The sequence below is a fragment of the Variovorax sp. AC103 genome, assembly GCF_979254005.1.
The window spans coordinates 64,762-77,861 of the sequence record NZ_CEEDFC010000001.1; the positions used below are offsets into that span (position 1 = coordinate 64,762).

A 13,100-nucleotide genomic window follows, 5' to 3' on the forward strand; every position below is an offset into this window, starting at 1 on the left:
TCCGGGTCATAGGTAGGCTTTTCTTGGAGTTATTGGAGGGTGGTCAGTTGCGGGTGGCCGCAGGCTGGCCGGCCGGCGCGAAGGGCACGGAAGGGCCGGAAGGTGCGGACTGGGCCGGCGCGATCACCGCATCGGCCAGCGCACCGCGGTTCCACCAGCCGCCGCCCAGCGCCTGGAACAGCGCGGCCGTGTCGGCATAGCGCGCGGCCTGCGCCTGCACCAGCGCGGTGTGCGTCTGCAGCCAGGCCTGCTGCGCGGTGAGCAGCGTCACGTAGCTCACCGCACCGGCGCGGAACTGCGCGGTCGACAGGTCGAGCGACTGCCGCGCCAGCGACTCGGCCGTGGCCTGGGTCTGCAGCGCCGTGGCGTCGAGCTCCAGCGCACGCAGCGCATCGGCCACGTTCTGGAACGCGCCCAGCACGGTGTTGCGGTACTGCGCCGCCGCCGAGTCGTAGGCCGCGACCGCCGCGCGCTGCTGGGCGCGCAGCGCGCCGCCGTTGAAGATCGGCTGGGTGAGCCCGGCACCGATGTTCCACAGGGTGGTCGGGCCGGTGAACAGGTCGCGTGCGCGCAGCGCGCTGTTGCCGTAGCTGCCGCTCAGCTGGATCTGCGGATACAGGTTGGCCGTGGCCACGCCGATCGCCGCGCTGGCCTGGTGCAGTTGCGCCTCGCTGGCGCGCACGTCGGGCCGCTGGCGGGCGAGCTCGGAGGGCAGCGACAGCGGCAGGGCCTCGGGCAGCGACAGGCTCGCCAGGTCGAACTCGGGCAGGCCCGCCTCGGACGGCAGGCGCCCCGCGAACACCGCGAGCTGATGGCGCGTTTGCGCCAGTGCCTTCTGGATGGGCGGCAGGGTGGCCGTGGTCTGCGCGACCTGCGTGCGCTGCTGCAGCACGATCGACTTGGAGATGGCGCCGGTGTCGAACTGCTTTTCGATCACGTTGAGCTGCTCGCGTTGCGCCTGCAGCACTTCGAGCGCGGCCTGCAGCTGGGCCCGCAGCGAGGCCTCGCGGATGGCGGTGGTCACCAGGTTCGATGTGAGCGTGAGGTACACCGCCTCGACTTGGTAGCGCTGCGTCTCGACGGCGGCCTGCGCGCCTTCGAGCTGGCGGCGCGAGCCGCCGAACACGTCGAGGTTGTAGCTGACGTTGACCGACGCGTTGTACAGCGTGAGCAACTGGCCGCCCGGCACCTGCGAGGTGATTTCCGACGCGCGCTCGCGCTGCGCGCCGAGCTGCGCCGCGACCTGCGGCCACAGCAGGTTGCCCGACTTGGCGTCGTAGGTGGCTTCGGCCTGCCGCAGCGCGGCCTGCGCCGAGGCGAGCGTGGGGCTTTGCGCGAGCGAGGCGCGGATCAGCTGGTCGAGCGGCTCGGAACGGAACACGTCCCACCACTGCGCGGGAATGTCACGGCCCGGCAGCAGCGTCTGGGCCTGGCCGCCCGGCACGTCGGCCTGCGCGGTGCGCGCGGGCACGGGTGCGGGGGTGTAGTCGGCGCCCTGCGCGGCCGCCGGCAGGTCGGGCGTCTTGAAGTCGGGGCCGACCGCGCATGCGCTCAGCAACAAGGCGGCGCCGAGCGCCGCGCCCTGCATGGCCCCGGGAATCCCTGAGGCAGGCCACCCTCGTCGTTGGCGCGCGGGGGCCGCGCGCGGCGAAAAGGGTAAATCCTCCAACGCGTTGTGGTTTCGATGTGGCATGGGGCAGCGTTTGTACACCCGGAACGGCCCGGGCACCTGACTTGTTTCTGAATGTCGTCGAGGCCGCCGCGCAGCGCGAGCGCGATGAGACGAAATTGGTATTCCGGGGCGCGAAGTGCATCGGTGCAGCGCGAAACGTGGCCGTGCTTTTCTTTTTTGCCGAGGCCGAATCTGTTCCGCGCGGGCACCCGTATTGATTCCAGCCGCCGCCATTTCGCGGTGGTTCATTCATTCATCTGGAGCAATTTCCATGCAGAGCAAACTTCATCGCATCGCCGCCGTCTCTCTCGCCGTCGCGCTGTCCGCAGGGGCCTTCTCGGCCATGGCGGCTTCTGTCATGGTGGGCGGTGCACCGATGCTTCCGACCAAGGACATCATCGACAACGCCGTGAACTCGAAGGACCACACCACGCTGGTCGCTGCCGTGAAGGCCGCGGGCCTGGTCGACACGCTCAAGGGCCCGGGTCCGTTCACCGTGTTCGCGCCCACCAACGCCGCCTTCGCCGCACTGCCGGCCGGCACGGTCGACACGCTGCTCAAGCCCGAGAGCAAGGACGCCCTGACCGGCGTGCTGACGTACCACGTCGTGGCGGGCAAGCTGGACGCGGCCGAGCTGAAGAAGGAAATCAAGGCCGGCAAGGGCTCGGCCGAACTGAAGACGGTGGCCGGCGGCGTGCTGGTGGCCAAGGAAAAGGGCGGCAAGATCACGCTGACCGACGAAAAGGGCGGCACCGCCACCGTGACCATTCCCAACGTGTACCAGTCGAATGGCGTGATCCACGTGGTCAACAAGGTGCTGCTGCCCAAGTGATCTTCGCTTGCAGGCTCGCCCAAAAAAAACAGCCCGCTGTAAGGCGGGCTGGAAGGTGACCTGCTGGAGGAGGGAGGATCAGAGAGTGCAGGCCACAGGGAGAGACATGACTATCTCTCGTGAACCTGCACACAACCTGACCTCGTTCAAATCTTGTCTCGAAAGACGACGGACAGTCAGTCCTCGTCTTCCCACTTTCCCACGACGGTGCCCAGCACGGTGAACGCCACGCGGATGGGTTCGTGCCTCGGGTTCAGCGGCATCAGCCAGCGCCTGCCGTCCTCGTGCTTGAACACCTTGCATGTGACCTCGCCGGTCTCGTCGAGCCTCGCGACGACGCGCTCGCCGTCTTCGGGCGTCTTCAGTTGCGTGTCGACGAACACGAGCGACCCCGCCGGGTAGCTCTTCAGCTGGCCGCTGTTCGCAGTCATGCTGTTGCCGCGCATGCGCAGCGCGTAGGTGTCCAGGCTGTGATGCGCAATGCAGGGAATCCAGCGCTCGGGCTGGCGCTGCTGTGTTGCTGGAAGTTCTCCCCAGTGCGCGGCGTCTTCCCACGCGATCAGCGGCACGGTGCCCGGCGTGTTCGGATTGAACGCCGGGCTCACGGGCGGCGAATGGGTCACGCGATAGGGCCCTGCCGGCTCGTTGACGAGATACAGGGACCGGCGGATCTGGTTGGGGTCCCAGGGCGCGGGTCCGTCGCCGGTGTCCAGCCAGTTGGGATCGGCGCGGTAGGCCCGCGCCAGGGCCAGCACGCTCATCGACCGGCTGGTGTCTCCACGCTCGATCTTCGAAATGCTGGACTGCTTCACGCCCGAAGCAGCCTCGGCTTGCTTCTGCGTCATCTTGGCGAATTTACGCGCGGCCAAGGCGCGGCTTGCAATGGTCTCCATGGCCGGAATTTAAGCCCAGATGAATATTCTATGGAGACTCTAGAATATTAAAAAAAGGGAGGACGTCCATGAAGCCACGCGAGTTGGTCAAGGCGTTGAGAGCCATGGGGCTGACGCAGATGCAGATCCAGCAGAAAACTGGAATTCCACAACCGACGGTCAGCAAGATCGGCCTGGGGCGGGTGAACGACGTGATGTCGCGCCACTACCTGGCGTTGCTGGCCGCCTACGAGCAGCAGCTGAAGGAAGAGGCGGCGCGCCCGTCGAGCGCCTTCGATGTTCCACCGCCCCATGACTGAGGCGTGCATGGCCCTCGGTCGTCGGGCCTGTGGCTCGACCGTGCACTGTGCGCAGTGGTGGCGCTGCTGTCCCTTGCGGGGCTGATCTACGGGCTGGCGATGGGGCGCACGGCCTGGGCCGGGGGCAGCTGCTTCGGGCTGGCCGGGGCCGCGTGGGCGGCGCAGGTGCTGTTCGACCGCGAGGCGCTCAGGCGCTCGCGTGCGGTTCGGGCGGCGCGAGGGCGAGCGTGGCGCTGACGCGCACGCAGTCCTTGATGTGCTGCTCGCCCAGCGCGCGCAAGGCCGCATAGCCCAGCGCGGCCGACACCAGCTGCCCCGCAATGGGCACGTACTTGGTCGCCTGCTTGGCCGTGAGGCGCACGCCCGCGTGCTTGGCCAGGCGGATCAGCAGGTCGCGCGTGACCAGCCGTCCGACCAGCAGCGCGCCCACCGTGGTGGCCGCCTTCTGGATGCGCTCGCGCTGGTGCGGCGCGAGCTTTTCGACCTGGGTGACCGAGAGCCCGAACTCGGCACTGATCTGCGGCACCAGCCGCGACAGCAGTGCCGCATCGGCCGCCCAGTCGATGCCGGGCAGCGGCACGGCGCTGGCCGCGGCCGCCATCAGGGCCTTGCGCCCGATCAGGCGGCGGCTGCGCAGCACGGCGGCGATGAGCTTTTCATCGCCGCCGGCGAGTTCGATGGCAGACGGCATCCGGTGCCCCTTGTCAGGTTCAGGCCGCGAGCGCTTCGAGCTGGTCCGACAGGGCCAGCCAGCGCTCTTCGAGGCGGCCGATTTCGTCGTTGAGGGCCTTCAGCCGCTTGCCCGCATCGGCAATCTCGGCGGAAGGCAGCGGCTGGCTCATGCGGGCCTCGAGCGCGGCGCGCTCGGTGCTTGCGGCTGCCATGCGTTCATCGATCTGGGCGATTTCTCGCTTGATCGGCTTGGCCTGCTCGCTGCGCTGCTGGCGCTCCTGGGCGTCCTGCTTGCGCTGCTGCGGCACGGCGGGCGCGGCGGCTGCCGCGGCTGCGGTGCTGATCGCCTCGCGCGTCGCGACCTTGGCCTCTTCACGCATGCGCTTGGCTTCGTCGAGCAGGTAGCGCTGGTAGTCGTCCAGGTCGCCGTCGAAGTCGGCCACGACGCCGCGGCCGACGAGCCAGAACTCGTCGCACACCGAGCGCAGCAGCGCACGGTCGTGGCTCACCAGCATCAGCGTGCCTTCGAACTCGTTGAGCGCCACGGCCAGGGCCTCGCGGGTGGCGAGGTCCAGGTGGTTGGTGGGCTCGTCCAGCAGCAGCAGGTTGGGGCGCTGCCACACCATCATCGCGAGCACGAGGCGGGCTTTTTCGCCGCCGCTCATGGTGCCCACGGGCTGCTTGACCATGTCGCCGCTGAAGTTGAAGCTGCCCAGGTAGCCGCGCAGCGCCTGCTCGCCGGTGGCTTCCTTCACGGCGCTGCCGAGTTCGCGCGCCATGCGCACCATGTGCTCGAGCGGGTTGTCCTGCGGGCGCAGCACGTCGAGTTCCTGCTGGGCGAAGTAGCCGATGTTCAGGCCCTTGCCTTCGGTGACTTCGCCGGCCAGCGCGCCCATTTCGCGCGCGATGGTCTTCACCAGCGTCGACTTGCCCTGGCCGTTGGCGCCCAGGATGCCGATGCGCTGGCCCGCCAGCACCGAGCGGCTGACGCCGCGCAGGATGGTCTTGGGCGCGGCGTCTTCCACTTCGTAGCCGAAGCTCGCGTTGCTGATCGACAGCATCGGGTTGGGAATGTTGCCCGGCTCCTTGAACTCGAAGGTGAAGTCGGCCTCCGCCAGCAGCGGCGCCACCTTCTCCATGCGCTCCAGCGCCTTCACGCGGCTTTGCGCCTGCTTGGCCTTGCTGGCCTTGGCCTTGAAGCGGTCGATGAACTTCTGCAGGTGGGCGATCTTGTCCTGCTGCTTGCTGAAGGCGGTCTGCTGCAGCGCCATCTGCTCGGCGCGCAGGGTCTCGAAGGCGCTGTAGTTGCCGCCGTAGCGCGTGAGCTGGGCGTTGGCGATGTGCAGGGTGACGTCGGTCACGGCGTCGAGAAACTCGCGGTCGTGGCTGATGACGATCATGGTGCCGGCGTACTTCTGCAGCCAGGCTTCGAGCCAGACCAGTGCGTCCAGGTCCAAGTGGTTGGTGGGTTCGTCGAGCAGCAGCAGGTCGCTCGGGCACATCAGCGCGCGGGCCAGCTGCAGGCGCATGCGCCAGCCGCCCGAGAAGCTGTTGACGGCGCCGTCGAGCTCGTTCGACTTGAAGCCCAGCCCGAGGATCAGCGCCTGTGCGCGCGGCACGGCGTCGTGCTCGCCGGCATCGGCCAGGTCGGTGTAGGCGTGGGCCAGTTCCATGCCGATGTCGGCGTCGTCGGGGTTCTCCGCGTAGGCGGCCTCGATGGCGGCCAGCGTGGCGCGCAGCTCGGTCAGGCGGGTGTCGCCGCCCACGACGAACTCGGTGGCCGACTCGTCGGTTTCGGGCATGTCCTGCGCCACCTGGGCCATGCGCCACTGCTTGGGCACATAGAAGTCGCCGCCGTCTTCGTGCAGCGAGCCGTTGAACAGCGCGAACAGCGACGACTTGCCGGCACCGTTGCGCCCCACGAGTCCGACCTTTTCGCCGGGGTTGAGGTTGACGGTGGCGCCGTCGAGGAGTTTCTTGGCGCTGCGGCGAAGAATGACGTTTTTGAGAGTGATCATGAAAGAGGAACCGTAGGGGCGATTATCCCGCCCGGCCTTTTCGGCCTGGCGAAAAGGGACAAAGGCGCGGGGGACATCGCCCGGAAACTGGGGGCTGCGGCCAAGGGCCGCGGCGGGGGGATCGCGCCTGCTGGCCGCGAGAGGGCAACGAACGGGGCTTGGGGCTGGCGCCGCTAACGCGTGCCGGCGCCGGCCACCACGGCGTCGCGGGTCACAAGCAAGACCTGGTCCTCGCCGGCCGAGGTTTCCAGCCACACGACTTCGAGCTGCGGAAAAGCCGCCTCGAAATGGTCGCGCTCGTTGCCGATCTCCAGCACCAGCACGGCATGTTCGCTCATGCGCGCGGGCGCGTCGGCGAACAGCCGGCGCACGAAGTCCATGCCATCGGTGCCGCCGGCCAGCGCCAGTTCGGGCTCGGCGCGGTACTCGGCGGGCAGGGCGGCCATGCTCTGGCTGTTCACGTAGGGCGGGTTGCACAGCACCAGGTCGTACCGGCCGGGCACGTTGTGCAAACCGTCGGATTCGATCAGCGTGACGCGCGCGTCCAGCTGGTGGCGGGTGACGTTGATGGCGGCCACTTCGAGCGCGTCGACCGACAGGTCGGCGGCAGCGACCGTCACATCGGGGTAGGTCAGCGCCGCAATCACGGCCAGGCTGCCATTGCCGGTGCACAGGTCGAGCACGCGCTGCGTGTGCGGGCCGAGCCAGTAGTCGATGCTGCCGTCGGCGATCAGCTCGGCAATGAAGCTGCGCGGCACGATGGCGCGCTCGTCCACGTAGAAGGGCACGCCCTGCAGCCAGGCCTCTTTGGTGAGGTAGGCGGCGGGCTTGCGGGTGGCAATGCGTTCGTCGAACAGCGCGGCGACCCTGGCCGCATCGGCCGGCGACACCGGCGTGTCGGCCACGGCGTCGATGTCGTCCAGCGGCAGCTTCAGGCGCCACAGCACCAGCCAGGCGGCTTCGTCGAAGGCATTGGCGGTGCCATGGCCGAAGGCCACGCCGGCTTCCTCAAGCCGCTGGGCGCCGGCCTCGATGAGCGAGATGACGGTGCTCATGCGGTGAGCGCCGCGTCCAGCTGCTTCAGCGTGCGCACGTAGATGTTCTTCAGCGTCTCGATCTCGGCCACGTCGATGTGCTCGTCGATCTTGTGGATGCTCGCGTTCACCGGGCCCAGCTCGACCACCTGCTTGCAGATCTTGGCGATGAAGCGTGCGTCGCTGGTGCCGCCGCTGGTCGACAGTTCGGTCTCGATGCCGGTTTCGGCGCGGATGGCGCCTTGCACGGCCGTGACCAGCTCGCCCGGCGTGGTCAGGAAGGGCAGGCCGCCGATGGTCCAGGCCAGCGTGTAGTCGACCTGGTGCGCGTCGAGCACGGCGTGCACGCGCTGCTGCAGCGACTCGGGCGTCGACTCGGTCGAGAAGCGGAAGTTGAAGTCGATCACCGCGCTGCCCGGAATCACGTTGCTGGCGCCCGTGCCCGAGTGGAAATTGCTGATCTGCCAGCTGGTCGGCTGGAAGTAGGCGTTGCCCGCGTCCCAGCCGCCGGCCGTGTTGAGCGCCACCAGTTCGGCCAGCGCGGGCGCCACCGAATGCACCGGGTTCTTCGCCAGGTGCGGATAGGCGATGTGGCCCTGCACGCCCTTGACCGTGAGCTTGCCGCTCATGGTGCCGCGGCGGCCGTTCTTGATCATGTCGCCGCAGCGCTCCACCGCCGTGGGCTCGCCGACGATGCAATAGTCGATGACCTCGCCGCGCGCGGCCAGCGCGTTGCACACGACCACGGTGCCATCGACGCCGGGGCCTTCCTCGTCGCTGGTGAGCAGCAGGGCGAGCGTGAGCCGCGGCTCGGGCACGGCCTGCAGAAACTCCTCGATGGACACCACGAAGGCGGCCACCGAGGTCTTCATGTCGCAGGCGCCGCGGCCGTACAGCTTGCCGTCGCGGTGCGTGGGCGTGAAGGGGTGGCTGGTCCATTGCTCGACGGGGCCGGTGGGCACCACGTCGGTGTGGCCGGCGAACACGAGCGTTTTTGTGGTCGCGGCGTTCCGTGGACGGCGCACCGCCCACAGGTTGGTCACGCGAAAGTCGGCCGGGCCGCTCTCGATGGTTTCCAGCGTGAAGCCCAGTGCCGCCAGCCGTTCGCCGAGGATCTGTTGGCAGCCCGCATCGTCCGGTGTGACGGAAGGGCGCGAGATGAGTTGTTCGGCGAGCTGGAGCGTACGGGACATCGGGAAAAGGCTTGGTTCAGAACTTCACGTCCAGCGTGATGTCGGTAAAGGTGGGTTCGTCGAGCTGGTCGGTCAGCGCGCGGTCTTCGACCTGCTGCTGCTTGGGCGCTGCGCGGTTCTGCAGGCGCCACATGAGGTTGGTGGGCGAGTCGGCCTGGGCCAGGCCCTCTTCGCGGCTCACGCGCTCCTCGATGATGAGGCGGGCAATGTCTTCCTCGAAGGTCTGCGAGCCTTCGGCCATCGACTTTTCCATGGCCTCCTTGACGGCGGAGAAGTCGCCCTTTTCGATCAGCTCGGCCACCAGCGCGGTATTGAGCAGAACCTCGAATGCGGGGACGCGGGCGCCGGCCGGCGTGCGCAGCAGGCGCTGCGACACGACCGCGCGCAGCGCGCCGCCCAGGTCGCCCAGCAGCGTGGCGCGCACCTCGACGGGATAGAAGCTCAGGATGCGGTTCAGCGCGCGGTAGCTGTTGTTGGCATGCAGCGTGGCCACGCACAGGTGACCGGACTGCGCGTAGGCAATGGCGGCGGACATGGTCTCGCGGTCGCGGATTTCGCCGATCTGGATCACGTCGGGCGCCTGGCGCAGCGCGTTCTTCAATGCGACGTGCATCGACTCGGTGTCGCTGCCCACGTCGCGCTGGTTCACCACCGATTTCTTGTTGGTGAAGGTGAACTCGATCGGCTCCTCGACCGTGAGGATGTGGCCGCTGGCGTGCTCGTTGCGGTAGTCCAGCATCGAGGCCAGCGTGGTGGTCTTGCCGGCGCCGGTGGCGCCCACCATCAGGATCAGCCCGCGCTTCTCCATGATGAGCGTCTTCAGGATGTCGGGCAGGTTCAGGTCGGCAAAGCCCGGGATGACGGCGCTGATGTGGCGCACCACCACAGCGTAGCTGCCGCGCTGGCGCATGGCGCTCACGCGGTAGTTGCCGGCGCCTTCGAGCGCCACGGCCATGTTCAGTTCGCCCGTGCGCTCCAGTTCCTGGATGCGTTCGGCGGGCACCACTTCGGACAGCAGCGCCAGCGGCGCCGTGGCCGGCAGCACCTGCGCGTTGATGGGCACGCAGTTGCCGTTGATGCGGATCAGCACCGGGGAGTGAGCCGAGAGGTAGATGTCGGAGGCCTTGCGCTCGGCCATCAAACGAAGAATCCGCTCCATCATGTTCATCGGTCTCTCTCCTCGGGTGCTGTTGTTCTCTAAGGGGAAAAGCGATCGCTCGGAAAAGGGGCGATCAGTCGCGCAGCAGGTCGTTCAGCGACGTGGTCGAGCGCGTCTTGGCGTCGACCTTCTTCATGATGATGGCTGCGTAAGTGTTGTACTTGCCGCCGGGCTTGGGCAGGCTGCCGGCCACCACGACCGAGCCCGCGGGCACGCGGCCGTACAGCACGGTGTCGGTGGCACGGTCGTAGATGGGGGTGCTCTGGCCGATGAACACGCCCATCGACAGCACCGAGTTCTCCTCGACCACCACGCCTTCGACCACTTCCGAGCGCGCGCCGATGAAGCAGTTGTCCTCGATGATGGTGGGGCCGGCCTGCAGCGGCTCGAGCACGCCGCCGATGCCGACGCCGCCCGACAGGTGCACGTTGGCACCGATCTGTGCGCACGAACCCACGGTGGCCCAGGTGTCGACCATGGTGCCTTCGCCCACGTAGGCGCCGATGTTGACGTACGAGGGCATCAGGATCGCGCCCTTGGCGATGTAGCTGCCGCGGCGGGCCACGGCCGGCGGCACGATGCGCACGCCCGATTCCTTCAGCTCGGCGGCCGACAGGTGCGAGAACTTGGTCGGCACCTTGTCGTAGAAGCCCAGCGAGCCGGCCTGGATCTGCTCGTTGTCCTTCAGGCGGAACGACAGCAGCACGGCCTTCTTGATCCACTGGTGCACCGTCCACTGGCCGACGCTTTCACGGGTGGCCACGCGCAGCTTGCCGTTGTTCAGCTCGGTGATCACGTGCTCGACGGCATCGCGTACTTCGGCGGACGCGGCGGCGGGCGAGATGTTGGCGCGGTCGTCCCACGCGGCGTCGATGATTTGTTGCAGTTGCTGGGTCATGGAGAAAGTCTCGGGTGAAAAATGGGTGCGGGGAGAGCGGTTCGACTGGCAGGAGGATCGGCGGGATCAGCGAGCGCCCTTGACGAACCGGACGATGCGTTCGGCGGCCTCGACGCACTCGGCGGTTTCGGCCACCAGCGCCATGCGGATGCGGCCCCGGCCGGGGTTGGCGCTGTGGTCGGTGTCGCGCGCCAGATAGCTCCCCGGCAAAACCGTGACATTGTATTGAGCGTAGAGCGCGCGGGCGAAGGCCTCGTCGTCCCCAGCCCACACTTCGGGCACGCCGGCCCAGAGGTAGAAACTGGCGTCGGGCAGGCGCACGTCGAGCACCGGTTCGAGCAGCGGCGTGACGGCCGCGAACTTGGCGCGGTACTTGGCGCGGTTCTCGACCACGTGGGCTTCGTCGCCCCAGGCCGCGATGCTGGCCGCGCCCACGGTGCCGCTCATGGCGCTGCCATGGTAGGTGCGGTAGAGCAGGAATTTCTTGATCAGGGCGGCGTCGCCCGCCACGAAACCGCTGCGCAGCCCGGGCACGTTGCTGCGCTTGGACAGCGAGGTCAGGGCGATCAGGTTCCTGAAGTCGGGCCGGCCCAGCTTCACCGAGGCTTCCAGGCCGCTGAGCGGCGGCTCGTCCCGGAAATAGATTTCGCTGTAGCACTCGTCGGCCGCGATCACGAAGCCGTGGCGGTCCGACAGCGCAAAGAGCTTTTGCCACTCGTCCAGCGGCATCACGGCGCCCGTGGGGTTGCCTGGAGAGCAGACGAACACCAGCTGCGTGCGGGCCCAGACGGCCTCGGGCACGCTGTCCCAGTCGACCGCGAAATTGCGCGCGGCCACGCTCGGCACGTAGTACGGTTCGGCGCCCGAGAGCAGGGCTGCGCCTTCGTAGATTTGATAGAACGGGTTGGGCGAGATCACCACCGGCTTGGGTGAGGCGGTGGGGTCGACCACGGTCTGCGCCAGCGAGAACAGCGCCTCGCGAGAACCGTTGACCGGCAGCACCTGCGTGGCCGGGTCGAGCGCGAGGCTGTAGCGGGTCTGCAGCCAGTCGGTGAAGGCGGTGCGCAGTTTCAGGTCGCCGGCGGTGGCCGGGTACGCAGCCAGCGCGCCGAGGCTGGCGCTCAGCGCCTCCTTGATGAAGGCCGGCGTGGCGTGCTTGGGTTCACCGATGCCCAGGCTGATGGCGGCGAATTCGGGGTTGGGCGTGACGCCCGCGAACAGTTGCTTCAGCCGCTCGAAGGGATAGGGCTGCAACCTGGAAAGCAAGGGATTCATGCCCGGGATTATCGGCGACGGCCCCGCGTCCGGGGGCGCGCCGCCTTCTTCCTCAGCACAGCGAATGGTTGAACTGGCCGATCATGTTGGCAAAGTTCTGGTTGTAGCGGTTCGCGGAGCTCACGATGCTGGAGCTGCGCATGTACGCCGGCATGCGTGCCATCGCGCCGGTTTCCTTGCGGGCGAACACGCCGGCCTTGATGTCCTTGACCATCGAGCGCGACTGGCCGATGAACTCGTTGATATGCAGCATGCTGCCGCTGCAGCTCCTGGCGGCCGCGCTGTTGTCTGCCGACTGTTCGGCGATTTTCCTGCTCCAGCCCGCGGCCGAGTCCGCCACCAGCGCCAGCGACGCCTCGAAGGCGGCCAGCGCCTTCGGGTCGTTGGGCGATTCGAAAAGCACGTTCGCGTCGTTGTGGTTGAGCTTGCCGTGATAGATGAGCCCGGCACGGTAGTAGGCGGCGGTGTCCTTGGGCGCCTTCTCGAAGGCCTCCTTGGTCAGGGCCCGGTCGCGCGCGCCCAGGGCGTTGTCGAAGGCAGCTTCCGTTTGGGCCACGGTGGTGAGCGCGGCCAGGTAGTCGGCGTTCATCTGGCGGGCCTTGTCGCCGTTGTCGGCGAGGTAGCCCTTGGAGTTTGCGTAGTTGTTCAGCTCGCGGCTCAGGGGCGACAGCACCTTGAGCGCGGCAGAGAACGCCTTGGCCGACGCGTCGATCTCGGGCAGCGGCGCATCGATGGCGGCGGCGCTGTCCAGCTTCTTCGCCGAGCGGTCGATCCAGATGTCGTTCTGGATGCGCATGCTGGTCAGCGGCGCCTTGGCCTGCAGCAGCGGCACCTGCTGCCCCATGTATTCCTCTCGCGCCTGCTGGAAGGAGGTGCTCAGGTCGTTCGACACCTCGACGTAGATGTTGTATTTCTCCACCAGCTTCTGTTCGTTGGCGGCCTGCGTCGTCGCGGGCTTGTCTTGCGAGGTCTGCGAGGCTTGGGCCTTGTCGGATGCATCGCCGCACCCCGCGAGGAGTGCCGAAGCGGTGACAAGCGTGGCTCCCAGGATCTTCCAGTACTTCATTCTTACTTTTCCTCCGTTAAAGAAACGCGCAGGCAAGCCGTCTCCGGCTTGCCGAAAAATCATCAGAGCAAGCAAGGCCCCGGGGAAAC

The 13,100-nt window shown here is 67.7% G+C and carries 14 protein-coding genes; 4 read left to right on the forward strand and 10 right to left on the reverse strand.

The features are described 5' to 3' along the window. Window positions 1–43 precede the first annotated feature (43 nt). Window positions 44–1,588 (reverse strand): efflux transporter outer membrane subunit, encoded by a 1,545-nt coding sequence (locus tag AC0IYU_RS00330; RefSeq protein WP_472111657.1) that lies wholly within the window; start codon window positions 1,586–1,588, stop codon window positions 44–46. 146 nt (window positions 1,589–1,734) lie between these two features. Between AC0IYU_RS00330 and AC0IYU_RS00335 the strand changes: the two genes are divergently transcribed. Beyond that, the gene (locus tag AC0IYU_RS00335; protein WP_472111659.1) at window positions 1,735–1,890 is read left to right on the forward strand and encodes a hypothetical protein; all 156 of its coding nucleotides are present in this window, start codon (window positions 1,735–1,737) and stop codon (window positions 1,888–1,890) included. Window positions 1,891–1,943: 53 nt separating this feature from the next. Next, window positions 1,944–2,504, forward strand: a complete 561-nt coding sequence (locus AC0IYU_RS00340; RefSeq protein ID WP_435438280.1) for a fasciclin domain-containing protein — start codon at window positions 1,944–1,946, stop codon at window positions 2,502–2,504. Window positions 2,505–2,680: 176 nt separating this feature from the next. Here AC0IYU_RS00340 and AC0IYU_RS00345 read toward each other — a convergent pair whose 3' ends face one another. Further along, window positions 2,681–3,397, reverse strand: coding sequence for a helix-turn-helix domain-containing protein (locus AC0IYU_RS00345; RefSeq protein ID WP_472111662.1), 717 nt, complete (start codon window positions 3,395–3,397; stop codon window positions 2,681–2,683). Between the two features lie 68 nt (window positions 3,398–3,465). Between AC0IYU_RS00345 and AC0IYU_RS00350 the strand changes: the two genes are divergently transcribed. Together AC0IYU_RS00350 and AC0IYU_RS00355 are read left to right on the forward strand one after the other, a co-directional pair. Further along, on the forward strand, window positions 3,466–3,696 hold the full coding sequence (locus AC0IYU_RS00350; protein ID WP_435438282.1) for a helix-turn-helix domain-containing protein: 231 nt from the start codon (window positions 3,466–3,468) through the stop codon (window positions 3,694–3,696). Between the two features lie 3 nt (window positions 3,697–3,699). After that, window positions 3,700–3,933: a hypothetical protein gene (locus tag AC0IYU_RS00355; RefSeq protein WP_472111664.1), complete on the forward strand. Its 234-nt coding sequence runs from the start codon at window positions 3,700–3,702 to the stop codon at window positions 3,931–3,933. Here the strand turns inward: AC0IYU_RS00355 and AC0IYU_RS00360 are convergent. From AC0IYU_RS00360 to AC0IYU_RS00395, 8 genes are all read right to left on the reverse strand, one after another. Next, the gene (locus AC0IYU_RS00360; RefSeq protein WP_435438283.1) at window positions 3,884–4,387 is read right to left on the reverse strand and encodes a hypothetical protein; all 504 of its coding nucleotides are present in this window, start codon (window positions 4,385–4,387) and stop codon (window positions 3,884–3,886) included. The genes AC0IYU_RS00355 and AC0IYU_RS00360 overlap by 50 nt on opposite strands. Window positions 4,388–4,406: 19 nt before the next feature. Beyond that, entirely contained in the window at window positions 4,407–6,386 is a 1,980-nt protein-coding gene (locus AC0IYU_RS00365; protein WP_435438284.1) for an ABC-F family ATP-binding cassette domain-containing protein, read from the reverse strand. A gap of 173 nt (window positions 6,387–6,559) precedes the next feature. After that, entirely contained in the window at window positions 6,560–7,441 is an 882-nt protein-coding gene (prmB, locus tag AC0IYU_RS00370; RefSeq protein ID WP_472111665.1) for a 50S ribosomal protein L3 N(5)-glutamine methyltransferase, read from the reverse strand. After that, a complete protein-coding gene (dapE, locus tag AC0IYU_RS00375; RefSeq protein ID WP_472111667.1) occupies window positions 7,438–8,613 on the reverse strand; it encodes a succinyl-diaminopimelate desuccinylase in 1,176 nt (391 codons plus the stop codon). The genes prmB and dapE overlap by 4 nt, the downstream gene beginning before the upstream one ends. 16 nt (window positions 8,614–8,629) lie before the next feature. Then, on the reverse strand, window positions 8,630–9,781 hold the full coding sequence (locus AC0IYU_RS00380; protein WP_472111669.1) for a PilT/PilU family type 4a pilus ATPase: 1,152 nt from the start codon (window positions 9,779–9,781) through the stop codon (window positions 8,630–8,632). 64 nt (window positions 9,782–9,845) lie between these two features. Further along, complete coding sequence (gene dapD, locus AC0IYU_RS00385) at window positions 9,846–10,670, reverse strand: 2,3,4,5-tetrahydropyridine-2,6-dicarboxylate N-succinyltransferase (RefSeq protein ID WP_435438288.1); 825 nt, start codon at window positions 10,668–10,670, stop codon at window positions 9,846–9,848. Between the two features lie 66 nt (window positions 10,671–10,736). Then, window positions 10,737–11,945 (reverse strand): succinyldiaminopimelate transaminase, encoded by a 1,209-nt coding sequence (gene dapC, locus AC0IYU_RS00390; protein WP_472111671.1) that lies wholly within the window; start codon window positions 11,943–11,945, stop codon window positions 10,737–10,739. A 52-nt stretch (window positions 11,946–11,997) separates the two neighbouring features. Continuing rightward, entirely contained in the window at window positions 11,998–13,011 is a 1,014-nt protein-coding gene (locus AC0IYU_RS00395) for a DUF3829 domain-containing protein (protein WP_472111673.1), read from the reverse strand. Window positions 13,012–13,100: the final 89 nt, after the last annotated feature.